Here is a 20,755-nt window from a genome sequence, read left to right on the forward strand (position 1 = left end):
GTTCATGACGCCAGCCCCTCGGCGAGCGGACCCAGCGCCAGGGCCGGGAAGTAGGTCAGTCCGGTGATGATCAGGATCGTGCCGACCAGCAGACCGCTGAACATCGGCTTGTGCGTGCCGAGCGTCCCCACGGTCGCCGGGACGGGCTTCTGCTCGGCCAGCGAACCGGCCAGGGCCAGGACGAAGACCATCGGCAGGAACCGGCCCAGCAGCATCGCGATCCCGATCGTGCTGTTGAACCACTGCGTGTCCGCGTTCAGCCCGGCGAACGCCGAACCGTTGTTGTTCGCACCCGAGGTGTAGGCGTACAGAATCTCCGAGAAACCGTGCGCCCCCGAGTTCGTCATCGAATTCCCCGGCGTCGGCAGAGCCATCGCGACGGCGGTGAAACCCAGCACGAGCGCCGGAGTGATCAGGATGTAACAGGCCGCCAGCTTGATCTGACGCGTCCCGATCTTCTTGCCCAGATACTCCGGCGTACGGCCGACCATCAGACCCGCGATGAACACCGCGATGACCGCCATGACCAGCATGCCGTAGAGCCCCGAACCGACACCGCCGGGCGCGATCTCACCCAGCTGCATGCCCAGCATCGTGATCCCGCCGCCGAACCCCGTGTACGAGGAATGGAACGAGTTCACCGCACCCGTCGACGTCAACGTGGTGGCGACCGCGAAGAGCGACGAACCGCCGATTCCGAACCGGTTCTCCTTGCCCTCCATCGCCCCGCCGGCGATATCGAACGCCGGCCCGTTGTGGGCGAACTCGGTCCACATCATCAGACCGCTGAAACCGAGCCAGATGACACCCATCGTGGCGAGGATCGCGTATCCCTGCTTCACACTCCCGACCATCCTGCCGAACGTCCGCGTCAAGGCGAACGGGATCACCAGGATCAGGAAGATCTCGAAGAGGTTCGACACCGGGCTGGGGTTCTCGAAGGGATGGGACGAGTTCGCGTTGAAGTAACCGCCACCGTTCGTGCCCAGCTCCTTGATGACCTCCTGCGAGGCCACCGCCCCGCCGTTCCACTCCTGCGACCCGCCCATGAACTGGCCGACCTCATGAATGCCGGAGAAGTTCTGGATCGCACCACAGGCGACCAGCACCAGCGCACCCACCACCGCGACCGGGACCAGGATCCGCACCGTGCCACGCACCAGATCGGACCAGAAATTGCCCAGCTCCCCCGTCCGGACACGGGCGAAACCCCGCACGAGCGCCACCGCGACGGCCATACCGACCGCCGCCGACACGAAGTTCTGCACCGCCAGACCACCGGTCTGCACGACATGGCCCATGGCCTGCTCGCCGTAGTACGACTGCCAGTTGGTATTCGCGACGAACGACGCCGCCGTATTGAACGCCTGATCCGGATCGATCGAAGAGAATCCCAGCGAACCGGGCAGGGACCCCTGCACCCGCTGCATCAGGTACAGGAAGAGAACACTCACCGCCGAGAACGCCAGAACTCCGCGCAGATACGCCGGCCAGCGCATCTCGGTGGTGGGATCGGCACCGATGACCCTGTATATCCACCTCTCCACCCGCAGATGCTTCGGAGAGGAATACACACGGGCCATGTGGTCACCGAGCGGACGGTACGCCAGGCCCAGCGCCACAACGAGCGCGAGCAACTGGAGCACACCAGAAAGAACGGGGCTCATACCGGGCTCAGAACCTCTCCGGATACAGAAGGGCGAGGACGAGATAGCCCAGCAGGGCGACGGCCACGATCAGACCGACAACATTCTCGGCAGTCACAGCTTCGTCACCCCCCGCGCGACCAGAGCCACCAACGCGAACACCGCGATCGTGGTGACGACGAAGGCCACATCGGCCATCGTGTGCTCCTAGATGAGGTACGGATTTTCGGACCTCTTGAGCAAACATCCGCCAGGAGCCCCCGCCGCCTGCGTTGATGCCTTCCTTACGGGAAGACGCACGCCCTTGATGCCGCTCATACGTGCCCGATACGCGCCCCATACGCGCGCCCCTCGGACACGGGCCGACCGCGTGGATCCGGCACGGCCGAAGCCCGGCCGAAACCCGCCCCAGGCCCGGCGGGAGCGCGGCGGAAGAGGTACAGGGGCGCGCCGGGACAGGCCGGGGCGCGGCAGAGGCAGCGAAAAGGCCGGTGGGCCGCACCCGGAAAAGGGGTGCGGCCCACCGGCCGGTGTCTGCTGCGAGCGCTTCTCTAGCGGACCTCGGTGATCTCGGGTCCACGCTGGAGCTGGCCCATACCGCCGGAGAACTTCGAGTTCTCCTGCTCCTCCTGCTGGACGCCCTCGGGCACCATCTGGGCGTCGTTGGGGAGCTTGAGGACGATGGGGTCGCGCGGGGCCATCGGGCCCTCCCCGCGGACGACCACGGTGTCCCGGAAGATCGTCTCCAGCAGCCCGGCGGCCTCCGGCTGCACGGCGCCCTGGCCGGAGATCACACCGCGCAGGAACCAGCGGGGTCCGTCGACGCCGACGAAGCGCACCAGCTGCACGCCGTTCGTCCCGTCCGGGAGCTGTACGGGGACCTGGGCGCGCAGCTCCCAGCCCAGCGGGCCCTCGACCTCGTCGATGATCCCGCCCTGCTGGGTGATGCCCGAGGCGATCTCCTCGCGGACCTCGCCCCAGATGCCCTCCTTCTTGGGGGCGGCGAAGGCCTGCAGCTGGACCGCGCTGTCGCGCAGGACGACGGTGGCGGCGACGATCGCGTCCCCGGCCACCTCGACCCGCAGCTCCATGCCCTCGACACCGGGGACGAAGATGCCGCCCAGGTCGACCCGGCCCTCGCCGGGCTGGGAGACCTCCTCGATGTCCCACGGCCCGTCCGGCCTGGGGGCCGGCGGAAGGTTCGTCCGGCGAGCACCGGTCGTGGCCTCATCGGCACCGTCGAGCTCGTCGGCGACCTGTCCGGCCTCGCGCGCTTCGTCCGCCGTGTCCTCGGCGGAACCACTCTTCTTGCGACGTCCGAACACGTCAATGTCCTTCCCGGTCGGATACGACCGATGCGTAGCTGTTCCCACCGTGGGTGATGTCGCCCCTGACGCCGTCCACAGCGGCGTGACCGCCGGTGGACCCGAAGCCCCCTTCGGCCCGCGCCGATCCGGGAAGCTCCGCCACCTCGTGGAAGCGCACCTTCTCGACCTGCTGGACGACCAGTTGGGCAATCCGGTCGAAGCGCTCGAACCGCACCGTCTCGCGCGGGTCGAGATTGACCACGATCACCTTGATCTCCCCACGGTACCCGGCATCAACCGTCCCTGGGGCATTCACCAGAGCTACTCCGCAGCGGGCCGCGAGGCCCGAGCGGGGGTGGACGAACGCGGCGTACCCGTCGGGCAGGGCGATCGACACTCCGGTGGGCAGCACGGTCCGCTCGCCGGGGGCGAGTTCCGCGGCCTCGGTGGTGACCAGATCGGCCCCCGCGTCGCCCGGATGTCCGTACGACGGAAGGGGCACGTCCGGGTCGACCCGGCGGATGAGTACGTCGACGGGGTGCCGCATCAGGGGTTCACCTCGAAGGCCCGTACGCGCCTGACCTGGTCGGGGTCGTCCATCGCCGCGCGGATCTCGGCCGGACGGCCGTTCTCGATGAAGTGGTCGACCTTGACCTCGATGAACAGGGCGTCGGCACGGACCGCGACGGGCCCGTCCGGGCCGCCGATCCGGCCGGTGGCGCTGGAGTAGATCTTCCGGCCGTGCACGGCGGTGATCCGGGCGTCGAGGTGCAGCACGGTGCCCACCGGGACCGGCCGCACGAAGTCGGTCTCCAGCCGTCCGGTCACCGCGATCACCCGCAGGAGCCAGTTCAGCGAGCCGAGGGTCTCGTCCAGCGCCGTGGTCAGGATGCCGCCGTGCGCGAGGCCAGGAGCTCCCTGGTGGGCCGCCTGCACGGTGAACTCCGCGGTCACGCTCACACCGTCGCCGGCCCGTGCCTGGAGGTGCAGGCCGTGCGGCTGTCCCCCGCCGCAGCCGAAACAGTGTTCGTAGTGCGCGCCGAGGAGCTCGCCGGGGGCGGGCGCGTCGGGGTGCCGGACCGGCGCCACCGCGTCGGCCGGGGGTGTCAGAGCTGCAGATGTTCCACTCACAGGCGCAGACCTTACCCGCGCGGACTGTCCCGGGTCGCGCCGTGCCAAGCTTGGCTTCATGCAGCCTTCCGCACCGCCCTTCGACGAACGTCTCACCGCTCCCCGTTCCTGGTGGTTCATCGCCTTCGGCGTCGGGATCGCCTGTGCGCTGATGCTCCTGCCGCTCGGCACCCTGCCCCTGCTCGGCGGTCTGGTCGGCGGCACCGCCGCCACGGCGGTCGTGGTGAGTTCGTACGGTTCCGTACGGATCCGCGTGGTGGCGGGTGCCCTGGTCGCGGGCGACGCCCGGATCCCGCTGTCGGCGCTCGGCGAGCCCGAGGTGCTGGACGCGGAGGAGGCGCGCGCCTGGCGCACGCACAAGGCGGACGCGCGGGCGTTCATGCTGCTGCGCAGCTATGTCCCGACGGCTGTACGGGTGGAGGTCACGGACCCGGCCGACCCGACCCCGTACGTGTACGTCTCCACCCGGGACCCGCGCGGCCTGGCGGCGGCGCTCACGGCGGTACGGGCGGGCTGAGCGCCCCTCGCCGGGGGCCGGTCCTCGACTCCCCGGGGCTTCGGGGGCCCAAGGGCTGTCCCGCAATTCCTGGTGGATCAGCGCGCGGCGTCGGATGCGGTGCATCGCAAGGCGGAGAGGCGCCCGCATACTGAATGTATTCGGGCGTTTCGACAACGCGGCGAGGTGCCGTGGCTGTCGTCGTGCGCCCGCCAGGAATTGCGGGACAGCCCTTAGCCCTCGATCTCCTTGGGCAGCACGGCCGGGATCGCGGGCTGCTCCAGAGGGGGCAGCCCGGTGAGCCGGTCCCAGGCGACCTGGTCCTTGCGCAGGTCGTTCCTGACCCGCTCGGCGAGCTTCCTGGTGTCGCGGCGGTTCATCACGGCACCGACCGCGGCGCCGATCATGAACGGAATCAGGTTCGGCAGATCGCGTGCCATGCGCTTCATGATCTGCTGGCGCAGCTCGCGCTTCATCTGGCCGCCCAGCGCGGCGTTGAGGGTGGTGGGCCGGGAGACGTCGATGCCGCGCTCCTCCGTCCAGGACGTGAGGTAGGCGGTGGAGCGCTGGGCGAGATTGCCCTGCGGGCGCCTGCCGTAGACCTCGTGGAGCTCGGCGACGAGCTTCATCTCGATCGCGGCGACGCCGGTGATCTCCGCGGCCAGCTCGGCCAGCATGGCGGGCGGTACGGGCAGCATGGCCGCCGCCCCGATGCCCGCGCCGACGGTCGCGGTGGCCCTGCTGGCGCCCGCGATGAGCTTGTCCGCGAGCTCCTCGGGACCCAGGCCCGGGAATTGTCCGCGCAAGGTGGCGAGGTCGCGCACCGGAACGCGGGGAGCCGTGTCGATGATCCGGTCGGCCAGCATGCCGGCCGCGGCCCTGGCTCTCTCCCCGCCCTTTCGTACGCCCCGTTTCAGTGTGTTCAGACGGCCTGCCCCGGTCGTGGGCTCCGCCCCTCCCGCCTGCTCGCCGCTGTCCGGCACACCTGCCGCCCCTGCCGCTTCGAGCGAGGCCGAACGGCCCCGCTCGTCGTCGGAGGTGCCGGAATGGTCCGGCAGGGCGGCGGAACGCTCGGCAGACGCGTGAACGCCTTCTGCCGGGCCTGTGCCGCCCTGTTCCGTCTCCGGACCGTGCCCGCGCCTCAGGCGCCGCTTCCGGAACGGTGTGTCGCCTGCCACGGCCGACGCGACCTCAGTCGCAGTCGCGGCAGATCGGCTGGCCGTTCTTCTCGCGGGCCAGCTGACTCCGGTGGTGCACGAGGAAGCAGCTCATGCACGTGAACTCGTCGGCCTGCTTGGGCAGGACCCGCACGGCCAGTTCCTCGTTGGAGAGGTCCGCGCCGGGCAGCTCCAGTCCTTCTGCGGCGTCGAACTCGTCGACGTCGACGGCGGATGCCGTCTTGTCGCTCCGACGAGCCTTGAGCTCTTCGAGGCTGTCCTGGTCCACGTCGTCGTCGGTCTTGCGTGGGGTGTCGTAATCCGTTGCCATGTCGCTCTCCCCCTCATGGGTGTCTGCGGTGTCTCAGCGCACGTAACGCGTGAGAGGCCGGACTTGTGCCCGACCTGAGGCGGAGATTTTGCCTCACATCAAGGTCTGTTACTCAATCGACACCCAACCGGACGCCTCGGCGGCGGTCGGCTTGGGTGGCGATGGGGACCGTACACGGTCCACATGGTGCAGTTCACGGGCGCCACCCCGTGTACTTCCCGTGATATCGGCCCCCGAAAACCCGGACGATTACCGGCTTTCCGGAGGAGGCCTGATCACGGAGAGTTGATGGCTTGAAATTCGCTCCTGTGATCGATCACACACGGATCGACCAGGAACGGGTCCTGAAAATTCCGCCCAAAGCGAACATGGAGATTCGGTGCGGGCGTCACACCGTGCAGCCTTTCAGACCGGCAGGGTGACGCGCATCACGAGACCGCCGCCCTCGCGGGGCTCCGCGATGATACGGCCTCCGTGGGCCCGAGCGACGCTCCTGGCGATCGACAGGCCGAGACCGACCCCCTTGTCGCTGCCCGTGCGCTCCGTACGCAGCCGCCTGAAGGGCTCGAAGAGGTTGTCGATCTCGTAGGCCGGCACCACAGGACCTGTGTTCGAGACGACCAGGAGAGCCTGTCCGGGCTGGAGCTCGGTGGTGACCTCCACCCAGCCCTCCTCGGCCACGTTGTAGCGCACGGCGTTCTGGACGAGGTTCAGCGCGATCCGCTCCAGCAGGACGCCATTGCCCTGGACGACGGCCTCGGCCCGCTCCCCGCGGATCGTCACGCCCTTCGCGGCGGCCTCCGCACGCGCCTGGTCGATGGCCCGCTCGGCGACCTCCGCGAGGTCGACCGGTTTGCGCTCGACGATCTGGTTGTCGCTGCGGGCGAGCAGCAGCAGTCCCTCGACCAGCTGCTCACTGCGTTCGTTGGTGGCCAGGAGCGTCTTGCCCAGCTGCTGGAGCTCCGGCGGGGCCTCCGGGTCGGAGAGATGGACCTCCAGCAGCGTGCGGTTGATCGCCAGCGGCGTGCGCAGCTCGTGCGAGGCGTTGCCGACGAACCGCTGCTGGGCGGTGAAGGCCCGCTCCAGGCGGTCCAGCATGTCGTCGAAGGTGTCGGCGAGCTCCTTGAGCTCGTCGTCCGGGCCGTCGAGCTCGATCCGGCGGGACAGGTCCGTGCCCGCCACCCTGCGGGCGGTACGGGTGATCCGGCCCAGCGGGGACAGGACGCGGCCGGCCATGGCGTAACCGAAGGCGAACGCGATGACGCTCAGGCCGACCAGAGTCAGCAGCGAACGGTTGAGCAGGGTGTCCAGCGCCTGCTGGCGCTGCTCCACGTTGCACGCCTTGAGCGCGGCGTTGGCCTGGTCGGCGGAGAGTCCCGGGGTGAGCGCCGGGCAGGCGTTGTTGGTCAGCTGGATCTTGCTGTCGGGCAGCAGCTTGAAGGGCAGCTCGGTGCCCACGTGCAGGGCCTGCGCGGCCAGCATGTAGATGATCGACAGCAGCAGGATGCCCGCGATCAGGAACATTCCGCCGTACAGCAGGGTGAGCCGTATCCGGATGGTCGGGCGCAGCCACGGGTACGGGGGCTCCTGCTGCTTGGGCTCCCAGGTGGGCTTCGGAGGCGCCGTGAGCGGCGCCGGGGAGGCGGCCACGGCCCTCAGATCCGGTATCCGGAGCCGGGCACCGTGACGATGACGGGCGGCTCGCCGAGCTTGCGCCGCAGGGTCATGACGGTCACCCGCACCACGTTGGTGAACGGGTCGGTGTTCTCGTCCCAGGCCTTCTCCAGCAGCTGCTCGGCCGAGACGACGGCGCCCTCGCTGCGCATCAGGACCTCCAGCACCGCGAACTCCTTCGGGGCCAGCTGGATCTCCTGCTCGTCCCGGAAGACCTCGCGGCGGTTCGGGTCGAGCTTGATGCCCGCCCGCTCCAGGACCGGCGGCAGTGCCACCGTCGTACGCCGCCCCAGGGCCCGCACCCGGGCGGTGAGCTCGCTGAAGGCGAAGGGCTTGGGCAGATAGTCGTCCGCACCCAGCTCCAGGCCCTCGACGCGGTCGCTGACGTCCCCGGAGGCGGTGAGCATGAGCACCCGGGTGGGCATGCCGAGCTCGACGATCCTGCGGCAGACGTCGTCACCGTGGACCAGCGGGAGGTCCCGGTCCAGCACCACGACGTCGTAGTCATTGACCCCGACGCGCTCCAGGGCCGCCGCGCCGTCGTAGACGACGTCGACGGCCATGGCCTCCCGGCGGAGTCCGGTGGCCACCGCATCGGCGAGCAGCTGCTCGTCCTCGACGACGAGTACGCGCACGGCGCATTCCTTCCTTAGGTCCTTCGACAGGTCAACACAGCGGGCGGCCCGGGTCGGGGCCGCCCGGGTTCCACGGTCAGCCGCGCCGACTGTGCGCATCCATCCTGCCCGCAACGCGCATAAACCGGCGGTAAGACGACGCACCGCGGCCCGCTGCTCCACGGAATGGGCCGGATTCCCGGCGCAGTTGAGGTTTCTCTGAGACTTCGCATGGGGAGGAGGGGTTCACACCCGCGATCACGCCATGCACGTGGCATGCCACAGCCCGCTCCGTTTCACCGGCGAAATGGCGTGATCACCCGCTCCTTCGGCTCCGGCCGGAGGATTCCCGGGCACACCCCCGTGCCACCGACCCACGATGAGGGGGCGCTTTATGGACGCTTTCACCGCAGGTCTGCTGCAACGCATCAAGACGACCGAGTCCGACCTCACGAAGGCTCGCGAGACGGGCGACGACTTCCTCGCGGATGTCGAGCAGGGCGAGCTGGACGACCTGCACCGCCTGGCCGCCGAGCACGGCGTCGAAATCGGCGCCACAAGCGTCTGAGTCGCTGCGAGAGGGCCCCGGTGCCGTGATCGGCGCCGGGGCCCTCTGCTGCGTCCGAACGCCCGCTGACGCCCCCACCAGGGGCTTCGGCGGGCGTTGCGTCAGTCGTGCCAGGCGCCCAGCTCTTCGAGCAGCGCCTGGAGCGGCTCGAAGACGCCGGGGGCGGCGGCCACGGTCAGGTCCCCGTCCGCGGGCCGTCCGGGGCGTCCGCCGGTGAGCGCGCCCGCCTCCCGGGCGATGAGGTCACCCGCCGCCAGGTCCCACGGGTGGAGCCCGCGCTCGTAGTAGCCGTCGAGCCGCCCGGCGGCGACATCGCAGAGGTCGACGGCGGCCGAACCGCTGCGCCGGATGTCCCGCAGCCGGGGGATGAGGCGCTGGGCGATGTCCGCCTGGTGCGTACGGACGGCCGTGACGTAGTTGAAGCCGGTCGACACGAGGGCCTGGTCCAGCGGCGCGGCGGGCCGGCAGCGCAGCGCGGTGGCGTTCGCGGACGCATCGCCCGTCACCGTCGCACCGCCGCCCAGCACCGCCCGGTAGGTCTCCCGGCGCATCGGTGCCTCGACGACGCCCACGACCCGCTCGCCGTCGCGTTCGGCGGCGATGGACACGGCCCAGGTGGGCAGGCCGTAGAGGTAGTTCACCGTGCCGTCGAGCGGGTCGATGACCCAGCGGATCCCACTGCTTCCGGCGGAGCTGGCGCCCTCCTCGCCGAGAAAGCCGTCCTCGGGGCGGCGGTCGGACAGGAAGCCGGTGATCAGCTTCTCGGCGGCGATGTCCATCTCGGTGACGACGTCGATGGGGCTGGACTTCGTCGCGGCCACACCCAGGTCGGCCGGGCGGCCGTCGCGCAGCAGGGCTCCGGCGCGGCGGGCCGCCTCCAGGGCGAGGTCGAGCAGTTCGGACAGGGTGGGGTCGGTCACGGCGCTCCCGGGGACTCGGTTCGGACGGGCGGCTCGGTACGGACGCGAGGGCGTGCGGGCGTACGGACGCGGGGGCGGGCAGGCGTACCGGCGCGGCCGGCTGACCCGCCGGTACGCCTCACGCGTACGGGCTGTCGGCACCCGCGGCGGCCGGCCCGGGGACCCTGGCCGGGCAGCAGCCGGCCGGGCACAGGTCGTGGGACGGGCCGAGCGCGCCCAGCGCGCAGCGCTCCGGACGGCTCCCCCGTTCGGCGGCGGCGCGCTCCAGGACCAGTTCGCGTACGGCGGCGGCGAACCGCGGATCGGCGCCGACCGTCGCGGAGCGGCGCACCGGCAGGCCGAGCTCGGCGGCCTTCGCGGTGGCCTCCGTGTCGAGGTCGTACAGGACCTCCATGTGGTCCGAGACGAAGCCGATCGGGGCCATCACGACCGCCGGGACGCCCTCGCCGTGGAGTGCCTCCAGGTGGTCGCAGATGTCGGGCTCCAGCCACGGGATGTGCGGGGCGCCGCTGCGCGACTGGTAGACGAGCTGCCAGGGGTACTCGATGCCGGTCTCCTCGCGCACCGCCTCGACGATCACCCGGGCGACGTCGAGGTGCTCGGCGACATAGGCGCCACCGGAGCCGTGCGCCTCGGGGGGCCCGGAGGTGTCGGCCGCGGAGTCCGGGATCGAGTGGGTGGTGAAGGCCAGATGGGCACCTGCCGCGACATCCGCGGGGAGGTCGGCCAGGGAGGCCAGCACGCCGTCCACCATGGGCCGTACGAACCCGGGGTGGTTGAAGTAGTGCCGCAGCTTGTCCACGCGCGGAACCTCCAGCCCCTCGGCCTCCAGGGCAGCGAGCGACTCGGCGAGGTTCTCGCGGTACTGGCGGCAGCCCGAGTAGGAGGCGTAGGCGCTGGTGGCGAGGACCGCGATCCGGCGGCGGCCGTCGGCGACCATCTCGCGCAGCGTGTCGGTGAGGTACGGCGCCCAGTTGCGGTTGCCCCAGTGGACCGGCAGGTCCAGGCCGTGGTCGGCGAAGTCCTTGCGCAGGGCGTCGAGCAGCGCCCTGTTCTGCGCGTTGATCGGGCTGACGCCGTCGAACAGGAAGTAGTGCTTGCCGACTTCCTTGAGCCGTTCCTCGGGGATGCCGCGGCCGCGGGTCACGTTCGCCAGGAACGGGACCACATCGTCCGGGCCCTCGGGACCGCCGAAGGAGAGCAGCAGCAGGGCGTCGTAGGGAGCGGGATCGCGCAGATCGGACATGCCCCCGATCCTGCCACCCGGCCGGGACGGCGCGGCACCCGACATCCGTCCGTCGACCGGGCCCCTTCCGTACCGGACGGAAAGCCATAAGCTGTATCGGCCATCTTCACGCATGACAGGCTCGACCGGAGTGTCCGTTGCCCAGCCCCTACCGCGCCATCTTCGCCGCCCCCGGCTCCAAGGGATTCTCCACCGCCGGATTCTTCGGCCGGATGCCGCTGTCCATGATGGGCATCGGCGTCGTGACCATGGTCTCTCAGCTCACCGGCCGCTACGGGCTGGCGGGCGCGCTCTCGGCCACGCTGGCCATGGCGGCGGCGGTCTTCGGGCCGCAGATCTCCCGGCTGGTCGACCGGTACGGGCAGCGGCGGGTGCTGCGCCCGGTCACCCTGGTCGCGGTGGCGGCGGTCGCCGGACTGCTGATCTGCGCCCAGCAACGGCTGCCGGACTGGACCCTGTTCGTCTTCGCCGCGGGCGCGGGCTGTGTGCCCAGCGTGGGGTCGATGGTCCGGGCCCGCTGGGCGGAGATCTACCGCGGCTCGGCCCGTGATCTGCACACCGCGTACTCGTGGGAGTCGATCGTCGACGAGGTGTGCTTCATCTTCGGGCCGATCATCTCGATCGGGCTCTCCACCGCGTGGTTCCCCGAGGCGGGACCGCTGCTGGCCGCCGGGTTCCTGGTGATCGGCGTCTTCTGGCTGACCGCGCAGCGCGCCACCGAGCCGGTGCCGCACCCCAAGTCGCAGCACACCGGCGGCTCGGCGCTGCGCTCACCCGGCCTCCAGGTCCTGGTGATCACCTTCGTGGCGACGGGCGCGATCTTCGGGGCCGTCGACGTGGTGACCGTGGCCTTCGCCGAGGAGCGCGGTCACAAGGCGGCGGCCAGTCTCGTGCTGGCGGTCTACGCGCTGGGTTCGTGCCTGGCGGGAGCCGTGTTCGGGCTGCTGCACCTGAAGGGGAAGTCCTCCACCAGGTGGCTGGTGGGAGTCTGCGCGATGGCCATGAGTATGATCCCCCTCCAACTGGCCGGGAACCTTCCGTTTCTGGCCGTGGCGCTCTTTGTCGCGGGCCTCGCCGTCGCACCGACGATGGTCACCACCATGGCCCTCGTCGAACAGCACGTACCGCGCACCAAGCTGACCGAGGGCATGACCTGGACCAGTACCGGGCTCGCGGTCGGTGTGGCGCTCGGCTCCTCGGCCGCGGGCTGGGTGGTCGACGCGTCGGGGGCAGAGGCGGCGTACGTGGTGCCCGCCGTGGCGGGAGCGCTCGCGGCCGCGGTGGCGTTCCTGGGGTATCGCCGGCTTGCCAAGCCGGTACCTACGGAAGGGCGCGGGGCAGATGACGGACACCTACGCACGGACGACGGCGAACACGTGGCGTAATTGGGCGGGCAATGTCACCGCCCGACCTGTACGGGCCGTGTCCCCCGCCTCCGTCGACGAGCTCGCCGAGGCCCTTCGCAGGGCCCGTGAGGACGGTCTGCGGGTGAAGCCCGTCGGCACCGGGCACTCGTTCACCGCCGCGGCGGCCACCGACGGGGTGCTGATCCGCCCGGAGCTGCTCACCGGGATCCGGGAGATCGACCGTACGGCGATGACGGTGACGGTCGAGGCGGGCACCCCCCTCAAGCGGCTCAACGCCGCTCTCGCCCGTGAGGGCCTGTCGCTCACGAACATGGGCGACATCATGGAGCAGACGGTCGCCGGGGCCACCTCCACCGGAACCCATGGCACCGGCCGCGACTCGGCTTCCATATCCGCGCAGATCCGGGGCCTCGAACTGGTCACCGCCGACGGCACGGTGCTGCGGTGCTCGGCCGGGGAGAACCCGGATGTGTTCGCCGCCGCCCGGCTGGGACTGGGCGCCCTCGGTGTGATCACCGCGATCACCTTCGCCGTGGAGCCGGTCTTCCTGCTGACCGCCCGTGAGGAGCCGATGACCTTCGACAGGGTCACCGCGGACTTCGACCGGCTGGTGACCGAGAACGAGCACTTCGAGTTCTACTGGTTCCCGCACACCGGCAACTGCAACACCAAGCGCAACAACCGCAGCGCGGGCCCCGCCGCTCCGCCCGGCAAGGTCAGCGGCTGGATCGACGACGAACTGCTGTCCAACGGGATCTTCCAGGTCGCCTGCGCGCTCGGCCGGGCGGTCCCGGCGACCATCCCGTCGATCGCCAGGCTCTCCAGCCGGGCCCTGTCCGCCCGGACGTACACCGACATCCCGTACAAGGTCTTCACCAGCCCCCGCCGGGTGCGCTTCGTGGAGATGGAATACGCCCTTCCGCGCGAGGCCGCCGTCGAGGCGCTGCGCGAGCTGAAGGCGATGGTGGACCGCTCGCCGCTGCGGATCAGCTTCCCGGTCGAGGTGCGTACCGCGCCCGCCGACGACATCACCCTCTCCACGGCCTCGGGCCGGGACAGCGCCTACATCGCGGTGCACCTGTACCGGGGCACGCCGTACCAGGCGTACTTCACCGCCGTCGAACGGATCATGACCGCGCACGCCGGCCGCCCGCACTGGGGCAAGATCCACACCCGGGACGCCGAGTACCTGGCCGGGGTCTACCCGCGGTTCGGCGAGTTCACCGCGGTACGCGACCGGCTCGACCCGGACCGCCTGTTCGGCAACGACTACCTGCGCCGCGTCCTGGGCGACTGACTGCGCCGCTGCCCCCGGGTCCGTACGGACCCGGGGGCAGCGGCGGGTACCGGCGTCCTCCCGGTGACGGCGCTCTGCGGTCTCAGCGTCCCGCGCCGTCCGTACCGGGCGTGGCCTGTCCCTGCTGTCCCTGGACAGCGCCCTGGCCACCCTCGCCGCCCTGGCCTCCCTGGTCGACCGGCGGCGCGGGGACGTCCCCGCCGTCGTCGGACGGCGTCGGGGTGGGCGCGGGCGTCGGCGCGGTCCCGCCGTCGCCGGAGCCCGAGGGCTTCGGGGCCGGCTCGGCGGTCGAGCCCTGGTCCCGGTCCTTGTCCGGGTTCGCGCTCCGGCCGTCCTCGCCGTCCGTGCCCGGCGTGGTGCCGGTCCCGCTGCCGGGGCCCTGCCGGTCCCCGTCCGACTCCTGTCCGGTGCCTTCGGAGGGGGCCGGGCCGGAGGGAGCGGAGCCGTTGTCCCCACCGCGTACGACGGAGCCGACGGTCGTCCCGCGGCCGCCGCTCAGGTCGTTGCCCGAGATCATCTCGAACGCGGTGATGCCGGCCATCGACACGGCGAAGACGACGGCGGCGGCGAGGACCGGGCGCTTCCAGCCGCGCAGCCGGGTGCCGTGCGTGGTCGCCCCGGAGAACGCGTCGTCCGGTCCGTCCGGGGCGGCCTCCGTCGCTCCGCCGGCCTGCGGGACGAGCTGGGTCCGGGCCGGATCGGAACCGTCCGGTCCGCGGCTGCCCGGCACCTGCCGCAGCATCCGGGTGCGCTCGGGGTCGAGGTCCAGCAGCTGCGTACGGTCCGGGTCCGCGCCGCCGGAACCGGTGGAAGGGCCGGCGGAGGTGGTGGAAGGGTCCGTGCCCCCGGCACCGGTCCACAGCGCGCGCGTACGGTCCGGGTCGAGCCCCGCCGCGGGCAGCACGGTCGTGGCGTCGTCAGCCCGCCGGTCCGTCGCACGCGTCTCCCGCGCCGGCGTCGTCTCCCTGGTCTGTACGGTCACCTGACGGCCCGCCGGATGCGTGACCTGGACGGTGACCTCGCGGATCTGCTCACCCGTGCGGCGGAAGAAGTGCTGGAAGACCGATCCCCCGCAGGTGGCGACGACACTCATCACACCGGCACCGAGAATCGTTCCGTACACACCCAGCTGCGAGGCCAGCACCGCGGCCGCGACGGCCGCCACGGCACTCCCGGCGACCTGCGGCAGACTCAGATCTATACGCCTTTCCTTGGGTTCTGTGTCACTTTCCGGCTTCTGAACCATTACCAGCCCCTGCTTGACATCTCTCCCACCATGCACCAGGAAGGGACAAATGAGCGAAGTGGATAGTTCCGTTTCTGGCGATTCTGTGAAGCAGGACACGCATCGGGGGCATTTCGCAAGTAACTGGGTAACTCAACTCCCGTGCCGCACGAGAAGTTCGGCGGCGCGCCGGTCCACACCAGCTGGCCCAAATGGAGTACTGTGACGAGCCCTGGGGCGGACTCCCGCATGGGTATCCGCAGCTACGGAGGGGGCCGACGGCGGCACTCGAACCGGCGGTGCCGAGGCGGCACGCGGGCGCCTGCTACGCGAAGTGATCCTTTGGGTTACTTTGGGTCGCAACAGGTAACCGTGTCATGCAGGCGTTCCAGGGCGACCGCCCGACACGCCGGGCAACTTGGCAAGGTTGTGACAGGCTGCACCCGGGCAGGTCACACTCGACTAGCGGAAGCAGCGACGCACGTGACGTCGGCAGGCACCACCCGGGAGGTTCCCATGCCCGAACTGCGTGTCGTGGCCGTCTCGAACGACGGCACACGACTGGTGCTCAAAGCTGCGGACAGCACGGAGTACACGCTTCCGATCGATGAGCGGCTGCGCGCCGCCGTACGCAACGACCGCGCACGGCTCGGCCAGATCGAGATCGAGGTGGAGAGCCACCTCCGCCCCCGCGACATCCAGGCCCGGATACGTGCCGGTGCCTCCGCGGAGGAGGTCGCTCAATTCGCCGGCATCCCCGTCGACCGTGTGCGCCGCTTCGAGGGCCCTGTGCTCGCGGAGCGCGCCTTCATGGCCGAGCGGGCCCGGAAGACTCCTGTGCGCCGTCCCGGCGAGAACACCGGCCCCCAGCTCGGCGAGGCGGTGCAGGAGCGGCTCCTGCTGCGCGGCGCCGACAAGGAAACCGTCCAGTGGGACTCCTGGCGCCGTGACGACGGCACCTGGGAGGTCCTCCTGGTCTACCGGGTCGCGGGCGAGCCGCACTCGGCGAGCTGGACGTACGACCCGCCCAGACGACTGGTCCAGGCCGTCGACGACGAGGCACGCTCGCTGATCGGCGAGAGCGAGGACGTCGCCGCGCCGGAACCGAGCTTCCCGTTCGTGCCCCGGATCGCCCGGCTGCCGCGCGACCGGCCGCTGGACCGTGCCCTGGACCGCCAGATCCAGATGGAGCGCCCGGCCCCGCCGGCCCCCGAGCCGGAGGAGTACATCGGCACCGCCTCGGCCGGTGAGCGCGACTCGCTGACCAGCCTGCTGGAGGCGGTGCCGAGCTTCCGCGGCGACATGGTCGTACCGGAACGTCCCGCACCGCCCGAGCCGCCCGCGATCGAGCCCGCCACGCAGGAGCCCGAGGCCGACGAGCCCCCGGCCGCCGCGTCCGCGGGCGCCGGCTCCGCGTACGCGGACGTGCTGATGCCGCGGGCGGTGGCCGGTCATCGGGACCGGCTGACCGGGACGACGGACCGCCAGGCGGAGGCGGACGGGGTCCGCCCGGGGCGCCGGGCCGCGGTGCCCAGCTGGGACGAGATCGTCTTCGGCACCCGCCGCAAGAAGCAGGACTGACCGAGAAGTGACCAACAGGAGAAGGGCCCGTACGCGGTCGCGTACGGGCCCTTCTCCGTCCCGGCTGCCCGGCTTACCGGGGCTCGGGTCCCGTCGCGACGGGCCGGGACTCGTCACGGGACCACTCGGACCAGGAGCCCGGGTAGAGAACACCCCGGAAACCGGCGATCTCCAGGGCCAGCACCTCGTGCGCCCCCGAGACGCCCGAGCCGCAGTAGACACCGACGCCCCCGGCACTCCCGGCGGCCCCCAGCCCCGAGAAGCGGGCGGCCAGCTCCCCGGCGGGCAGAAAGCGCCCGTCCCCTCCGACGTTCTCCGAGGTCGGCGCCGAGACCGCGCCCGGGATATGGCCGCCCACCCGGTCGATCGGCTCCACATCACCCCGGTAGCGCTCGGCGGCCCGCGCGTCGAGCAGCAGACCGGAACGGGCGAAGGCCGCCGCGCCGTCCGCGTCGAGCGTCTCCAGCGCACCGGGCTCCGGCCGGAAATCGCCCTCGGCGGGAGCCGGGATCCGGGTGGAGAGCTCGCCGGTCCACGCCGCGAGACCTCCGTCCAGGACGCGGACGTCCGGGTGCCCCGTCCAGCGCAGCAGCCACCAGGCGCGGGCGGCGGCCCAGCCCTGACCGCCGTCGTAGACCACGACAGGGGTGTCCCGGGAGACCCCCGCGCGGCGCATCGTGGCGCCGAACGTCTCCGGATCCGGCAGCGGATGACGGCCGCCGCCGCCCGGCGGCCCCGCGAGTTCCGCGTCGAGATCGACGAAGACCGCGCCGGGGATGTGCCCGGCCTCGTAGTCCGGGCGGCCGTGCGGGCCGCCCAGCTGCCAGCGGACGTCCAGGAGTACCGGCGGGCGGGGCCCCGCCGACTCGCTCGCGCATTCGGATGCGGTGATGATGGGCTTCATGGGTGCCATCCTCGCGCAGGGGCCGGCCCACCCGTAACCATGCCCGGACGGACGAACGCCGGCAAACCGGCCACCCTCCGTCGAGAACCGGGACCGCCCGGCGCGGCCGGGGCGCCTCACGAGCCAGGTGGTGCGAGCATCTGCACGGGGCGAAGACACCGCGGTCCGTACCCGCCGGACGGAGCACCGGCACCCGCCCCTGAACGGCCATCACAGAGGTCCGAGGAGAGAGAAGACCATGACCGAGGCTGTTGCCCGGCGCACGCCCGGAACACCTTGCTGGGTGAGTCTGATCGTGCACGGCCTGACCGCTACCCAGGAGTTCTACGGAGCGCTGTTCGACTGGGAGTTCCGGCCGGGCCCGGATCAGCTGGGCCCCTATGTGCGCGGTCTGCTCGACGGCAAGGAGGTCGCGGGCATCGGCCAGCTGCCGCCCGACCGGCATCTGCCGATCGCCTGGACGACCTATCTCGCCACCGACGACGCGGATCTCACGTCGGAGACGATCCGCTCCTGCGGCGGCACGGTGGCGGTCGGTCCGCTCGACGCGGGCGACGCGGGCCGCCTCGCCATCGCCTCCGACCCGAGCGGGGCGGTGTTCGGCATCTGGCAGGCCACCGAACACGTCGGCACCCGGACGGCGGGCACCCCGGGCACACCCGTGTGGAACGAGCTGGTGACCCGGGAGACCTCCATGGTCGGCAAGTTCTACCAGGCGGTCTTCGGGTACGAGACGGAGGCGGTCGTCTCCGCCGACTTCGACTACCAGACCCTGCACCTGGACGGCCGCCCGGTGGCCGCGCTGCACGGGGTGGGGCACGCCCTGCCACGCGACCGGGGGCCGCACTGGATGACGTACTTCGAGGTCTCCGACACCGATCGGTCCGCCGCACGGGTCGTGGAGCTGGGGGGCCACATCCTCCAGCCGCCCCGGGAGGGGTCGAGCGGCAGGATCGCGACGGTCTCGGACCCGGAGGGTGCCGTGTTCACGATCGTACGGTCGTCCGAACGCTGACCCGGGGCGGGCCCGACGCGGGGGTGGCACCGAGGATCCGCGTTCGGCCGGGGCGGACGGTGTCCGTCCGGGCAGACCGGACGGCTGTGGGATTTCGGCTGCCGCCACGATCCCCGCCCACCGAGCGAGCGGTTCCGTCACTGGGCGCGGTTCATCGTGAACGGCGCCCATCACCTCGTGGACACCGGTGATCCACCCGCGCGCCCACGCGCTCGGAGTTCCCCTTCACGGAAGAGCGACCCACATGCCTGCCGCAACCGACCGCACGCCGTTCGCCGACTGGCTCCACAGCCACGCGACCCGGCTCGGCCACCTCGACCCGGAAGCGCCCCTGGACGACCTGGAACCGCTGCGCGACATCCTCGGCGGTGCCCGCGTGGTCGCCCTCGGCGAGCACTCCCACTTCATCGGCGAGTTCGACCTGCTGCGCCGGCGCGTCCTGCGGTTCCTGGTCGAACGCTGCGGCTTCACCGCCCTGGCCTTCGAGTACGGCTTCAGCGAAGGCTTCCCGCTCGATGCCTGGGCCCACGGCCGGGGTACGGACGACGACCTCGCCGCCCACCTCGCGGCAGCGGTTCCCATCGGGCTCCAGGAGCCACTGCGCTACCTGCGCCGGCACAACCGCACCGCCGCACGGCCGGTCCGCTTCGCGGGCATCGACATTCCGGCGGCCGGCGGGTCGCTGCTCCCCGCCCTGGTCCCCGTCGCCGACTACCTGGGCCGGATCGACCCCGAATCCCTGCCGGCGGTCCGGGCCGCGATGACGATCGCCGAATCGTTCGCCGGTGACTCCGCGGCCGTGGCCGCGCCCGCGTGGGCCGCGCTGGCCACGGCCGAACAGGACGCCCTCAGCGCGCTCCTGGCGCGCCTGCTCATCCGGTTCCGCTCCCTGGAACCGCTGTACGTCTCCCGCGGGGACCGGCAGAGCTACGACATCGCCCTGCGGTGCCTCGAAGGCGCCGGCCACGCCGACTACACCTTCCGCGCCATGGCCGCCCTCTTCAACGGAGACGGTCTCACCGCCGACACCTCTGCCCGCGACCTCTACATGGCCGAATCGCTCCTGTGGCACCTGAAGCGGCTCGGACCCACGGCCCGCGTCGTGCTGGCGGCCCACAACGCCCACATCCAGAGGACACCGATAGCCTTCGACGGCCGTCTCACGGGGCTCCCCATGGGGCAGCACCTGCACAACGCCCTCGGCGACGCCTACTTCGCCCTCGCGCTGACCAGCGTCACCGGGCACACAGCCCGGATGGACCGCGACGAGAAGGCCCGTTTCGGTTTCACCATCGCCGACACCCCGCTGGAGGCGCCGGAGCCCGGCAGCATCGAAGCGGCCTTCGCGAGCAGCGGTCCGGGACTCGGCTTCGCCGATCTCCGCCGGGCCCGGACCGAAGGCGTCAGCGGCCCCGACCGCATCCGGATGCAGAGCGTCTACGTGCACACCCCCGTCCTCGACGCGTTCGACGGCGTCCTCAGCACTCCGGCCTCCACCGTGGCCGATGTCGCCGGGAGCTGGGGCCCGCGGGACGTCGAGTAGGGCACGGCGGCCAGGCCCGTGCGCCGGTCCTCAGTCGGAGGCCACCGGCAGGACGTCCGGCGAGAGCGCGCCCGCACGGGCGGAACCGCTCGTCATACGACGACGATGGTGACGCCGGCAGAGCACCTCGTAACCGACCTCCGCGGCGGGGCTGCTCACATCACCGACGACGACCTGTTCGCCCTCCACCACCATCTCGCCCCCCAGCGTGCGGGCGTTGTGCGTCGCACGCGCCCCGCACCAGCACATCGCCTCGACCTGCAACGTCTCGACGCGGTCCGCCAGCTCGATCAGCCGCCGTGAGCCGGGGAAGAGCTTCGTGCGGAAGTCGGTGGTGATACCGAAGGAGAAGACGTCCAGCCCCAACTCATCCACGACCCGCGCCAGTTGATCGATCTGCACCGGCTCCAGGAACTGCGCCTCGTCCACGATCAGGTAGTCGACCCTGCCGCCCTGCGAGACCCGGTCGACGACATGGGCGTACAGGTCCATGCCCCGCACCGCCTCGACCGCCTCGGTCACCAGCCCGAGCCGTGACGAGAGCTTCCCCTCCCCCGCGCGGTCGTCCCGGGTGAAGTTCAAGCCCTGCAACCCCCTCGCCGACCGGTTGTGCCCGATCTGGAGGGCCAGCGTGCTCTTTCCGCAGTCCATCGTTCCGGAGAAGAACACAAGCTCGGGCATGAGAGGTCGAGCACCTTTCGGACGGGCGGCCGTGGGACGGGAAATCCGGGGC

The 20,755-nt window shown here is 71.2% G+C and carries 21 protein-coding genes; 7 read left to right on the plus strand and 14 right to left on the minus strand.

Features of this window, described 5'->3' with window-relative positions; translation table 11 throughout:
- Positions 1-2: 2 nt before the first annotated feature.
- The 5 genes from kdpA to ABT170_RS22250 form a co-directional block, all read right to left on the minus strand.
- The gene (gene kdpA / locus ABT170_RS22230; protein WP_329946895.1) at positions 3-1,667 is read right to left on the minus strand and encodes a potassium-transporting ATPase subunit KdpA; all 1,665 of its coding nucleotides are present in this window, start codon (positions 1,665-1,667) and stop codon (positions 3-5) included.
- A 7-nt stretch (positions 1,668-1,674) separates the two neighbouring features.
- Positions 1,675-1,764 (minus strand): K(+)-transporting ATPase subunit F, encoded by a 90-nt coding sequence (kdpF, locus tag ABT170_RS22235; protein WP_037823947.1) that lies wholly within the window; start codon positions 1,762-1,764, stop codon positions 1,675-1,677.
- A gap of 433 nt (positions 1,765-2,197) precedes the next feature.
- Positions 2,198-2,971 (minus strand): DUF3710 domain-containing protein, encoded by a 774-nt coding sequence (locus ABT170_RS22240; RefSeq protein WP_266924704.1) that lies wholly within the window; start codon positions 2,969-2,971, stop codon positions 2,198-2,200.
- A 1-nt stretch (position 2,972) separates the two neighbouring features.
- Positions 2,973-3,500: a dUTP diphosphatase gene (gene dut, locus ABT170_RS22245; protein ID WP_266924702.1), complete on the minus strand. Its 528-nt coding sequence runs from the start codon at positions 3,498-3,500 to the stop codon at positions 2,973-2,975.
- Positions 3,500-4,084, minus strand: a complete 585-nt coding sequence (locus ABT170_RS22250; protein ID WP_329946894.1) for a PaaI family thioesterase — start codon at positions 4,082-4,084, stop codon at positions 3,500-3,502. The genes dut and ABT170_RS22250 overlap by 1 nt, the downstream gene beginning before the upstream one ends.
- Positions 4,085-4,142: 58 nt before the next feature.
- Between ABT170_RS22250 and ABT170_RS22255 the strand changes: the two genes are divergently transcribed.
- Positions 4,143-4,601, plus strand: a complete 459-nt coding sequence (locus ABT170_RS22255; protein WP_329946893.1) for a DUF3093 domain-containing protein — start codon at positions 4,143-4,145, stop codon at positions 4,599-4,601.
- Between the two features lie 212 nt (positions 4,602-4,813).
- On the opposite strand, the gene ABT170_RS22260 is transcribed toward ABT170_RS22255, so the two are convergent.
- The 4 genes from ABT170_RS22260 to ABT170_RS22275 all read right to left on the minus strand — a co-directional run bounded on the left by ABT170_RS22260 (position 4,814) and on the right by ABT170_RS22275 (position 8,377).
- A complete protein-coding gene (locus ABT170_RS22260) occupies positions 4,814-5,758 on the minus strand; it encodes a hypothetical protein (protein ID WP_329946892.1) in 945 nt (314 codons plus the stop codon).
- A gap of 13 nt (positions 5,759-5,771) precedes the next feature.
- Positions 5,772-6,068, minus strand: a complete 297-nt coding sequence (locus tag ABT170_RS22265; protein WP_003965732.1) for a DUF4193 domain-containing protein — start codon at positions 6,066-6,068, stop codon at positions 5,772-5,774.
- Positions 6,069-6,473: 405 nt separating this feature from the next.
- Positions 6,474-7,718: a sensor histidine kinase gene (locus tag ABT170_RS22270; RefSeq protein ID WP_266924695.1), complete on the minus strand. Its 1,245-nt coding sequence runs from the start codon at positions 7,716-7,718 to the stop codon at positions 6,474-6,476.
- 5 nt (positions 7,719-7,723) lie between these two features.
- Positions 7,724-8,377, minus strand: a complete 654-nt coding sequence (locus tag ABT170_RS22275) for a response regulator transcription factor (RefSeq protein WP_073721987.1) — start codon at positions 8,375-8,377, stop codon at positions 7,724-7,726.
- Between the two features lie 373 nt (positions 8,378-8,750).
- On the opposite strand from ABT170_RS22275, the gene fliE reads away from it, so the two are divergent.
- Complete coding sequence (gene fliE, locus ABT170_RS22280; RefSeq protein ID WP_176740391.1) at positions 8,751-8,924, plus strand: flagellar hook-basal body complex protein FliE; 174 nt, start codon at positions 8,751-8,753, stop codon at positions 8,922-8,924.
- Between the two features lie 101 nt (positions 8,925-9,025).
- Here fliE and ABT170_RS22285 read toward each other — a convergent pair whose 3' ends face one another.
- Entirely contained in the window at positions 9,026-9,844 is an 819-nt protein-coding gene (locus ABT170_RS22285; protein ID WP_329946891.1) for an inositol monophosphatase family protein, read from the minus strand.
- 118 nt (positions 9,845-9,962) lie between these two features.
- Complete coding sequence (locus tag ABT170_RS22290; RefSeq protein WP_329946890.1) at positions 9,963-11,090, minus strand: ferrochelatase; 1,128 nt, start codon at positions 11,088-11,090, stop codon at positions 9,963-9,965.
- A 137-nt stretch (positions 11,091-11,227) separates the two neighbouring features.
- Here ABT170_RS22290 and ABT170_RS22295 point away from each other — a divergent pair, with 137 nt between their 5' ends.
- The gene (locus tag ABT170_RS22295; protein WP_329946889.1) at positions 11,228-12,475 is read left to right on the plus strand and encodes an MFS transporter; all 1,248 of its coding nucleotides are present in this window, start codon (positions 11,228-11,230) and stop codon (positions 12,473-12,475) included.
- Positions 12,432-13,754, plus strand: coding sequence for a D-arabinono-1,4-lactone oxidase (locus ABT170_RS22300; protein ID WP_329946888.1), 1,323 nt, complete (start codon positions 12,432-12,434; stop codon positions 13,752-13,754). The genes ABT170_RS22295 and ABT170_RS22300 overlap by 44 nt, the downstream gene beginning before the upstream one ends.
- An 82-nt stretch (positions 13,755-13,836) precedes the next feature.
- On the opposite strand, the gene ABT170_RS22305 is transcribed toward ABT170_RS22300, so the two are convergent.
- Complete coding sequence (locus ABT170_RS22305; RefSeq protein ID WP_351870064.1) at positions 13,837-15,000, minus strand: hypothetical protein; 1,164 nt, start codon at positions 14,998-15,000, stop codon at positions 13,837-13,839.
- A 495-nt stretch (positions 15,001-15,495) separates the two neighbouring features.
- Here ABT170_RS22305 and sepH point away from each other — a divergent pair, with 495 nt between their 5' ends.
- On the plus strand, positions 15,496-16,560 hold the full coding sequence (gene sepH, locus ABT170_RS22310) for a septation protein SepH (RefSeq protein WP_329946886.1): 1,065 nt from the start codon (positions 15,496-15,498) through the stop codon (positions 16,558-16,560).
- 73 nt (positions 16,561-16,633) lie between these two features.
- On the opposite strand, the gene ABT170_RS22315 is transcribed toward sepH, so the two are convergent.
- Positions 16,634-17,464 carry a sulfurtransferase gene (locus ABT170_RS22315; RefSeq protein ID WP_329946885.1) on the minus strand — a complete coding sequence of 277 codons (831 nt, stop codon included), beginning with the start codon at positions 17,462-17,464 and terminating at the stop codon, positions 16,634-16,636.
- A gap of 238 nt (positions 17,465-17,702) precedes the next feature.
- On the opposite strand from ABT170_RS22315, the gene ABT170_RS22320 reads away from it, so the two are divergent.
- Both ABT170_RS22320 and ABT170_RS22325 read left to right on the plus strand, forming a co-directional pair.
- Positions 17,703-18,479: a VOC family protein gene (locus ABT170_RS22320; protein ID WP_329946884.1), complete on the plus strand. Its 777-nt coding sequence runs from the start codon at positions 17,703-17,705 to the stop codon at positions 18,477-18,479.
- Between the two features lie 244 nt (positions 18,480-18,723).
- Complete coding sequence (locus ABT170_RS22325; protein ID WP_351870069.1) at positions 18,724-20,022, plus strand: erythromycin esterase family protein; 1,299 nt, start codon at positions 18,724-18,726, stop codon at positions 20,020-20,022.
- 30 nt (positions 20,023-20,052) lie between these two features.
- Here ABT170_RS22325 and ABT170_RS22330 read toward each other — a convergent pair whose 3' ends face one another.
- Positions 20,053-20,703: a thymidine kinase gene (locus ABT170_RS22330; RefSeq protein ID WP_329946882.1), complete on the minus strand. Its 651-nt coding sequence runs from the start codon at positions 20,701-20,703 to the stop codon at positions 20,053-20,055.
- Positions 20,704-20,755: the final 52 nt, after the last annotated feature.

The sequence above is a fragment of the Streptomyces sp. NPDC001787 genome (assembly GCF_040297465.1).
Classification (GTDB): Bacteria; Actinomycetota; Actinomycetes; order Streptomycetales; family Streptomycetaceae; genus Streptomyces.

What these genes read in the sequence shown, in the direction of transcription:
- ABT170_RS22315 (WP_329946885.1), bottom strand. Translation starts at nt 17,464, where the DNA reads ATGAAGCCCATCATCACCGCATCCGAATGCGCGAGCGAGTCGGCGGGG.
- ABT170_RS22290 (WP_329946890.1), bottom strand. Translation starts at nt 11,090, where the DNA reads ATGTCCGATCTGCGCGATCCCGCTCCCTACGACGCCCTGCTGCTGCTC.
- fliE (WP_176740391.1), top strand. Translation starts at nt 8,751, where the DNA reads ATGGACGCTTTCACCGCAGGTCTGCTGCAACGCATCAAGACGACCGAG.
- ABT170_RS22330 (WP_329946882.1), bottom strand. Translation starts at nt 20,703, where the DNA reads ATGCCCGAGCTTGTGTTCTTCTCCGGAACGATGGACTGCGGAAAGAGC.
- ABT170_RS22265 (WP_003965732.1), bottom strand. Translation starts at nt 6,068, where the DNA reads ATGGCAACGGATTACGACACCCCACGCAAGACCGACGACGACGTGGAC.
- dut (WP_266924702.1), bottom strand. Translation starts at nt 3,500, where the DNA reads ATGCGGCACCCCGTCGACGTACTCATCCGCCGGGTCGACCCGGACGTG.
- kdpA (WP_329946895.1), bottom strand. Translation starts at nt 1,667, where the DNA reads ATGAGCCCCGTTCTTTCTGGTGTGCTCCAGTTGCTCGCGCTCGTTGTG.
- ABT170_RS22325 (WP_351870069.1), top strand. Translation starts at nt 18,724, where the DNA reads ATGCCTGCCGCAACCGACCGCACGCCGTTCGCCGACTGGCTCCACAGC.
- ABT170_RS22320 (WP_329946884.1), top strand. Translation starts at nt 17,703, where the DNA reads ATGACCGAGGCTGTTGCCCGGCGCACGCCCGGAACACCTTGCTGGGTG.
- ABT170_RS22300 (WP_329946888.1), top strand. Translation starts at nt 12,432, where the DNA reads ATGACGGACACCTACGCACGGACGACGGCGAACACGTGGCGTAATTGG.
- sepH (WP_329946886.1), top strand. Translation starts at nt 15,496, where the DNA reads ATGCCCGAACTGCGTGTCGTGGCCGTCTCGAACGACGGCACACGACTG.
- ABT170_RS22255 (WP_329946893.1), top strand. Translation starts at nt 4,143, where the DNA reads ATGCAGCCTTCCGCACCGCCCTTCGACGAACGTCTCACCGCTCCCCGT.
- ABT170_RS22305 (WP_351870064.1), bottom strand. Translation starts at nt 15,000, where the DNA reads ATGGTTCAGAAGCCGGAAAGTGACACAGAACCCAAGGAAAGGCGTATA.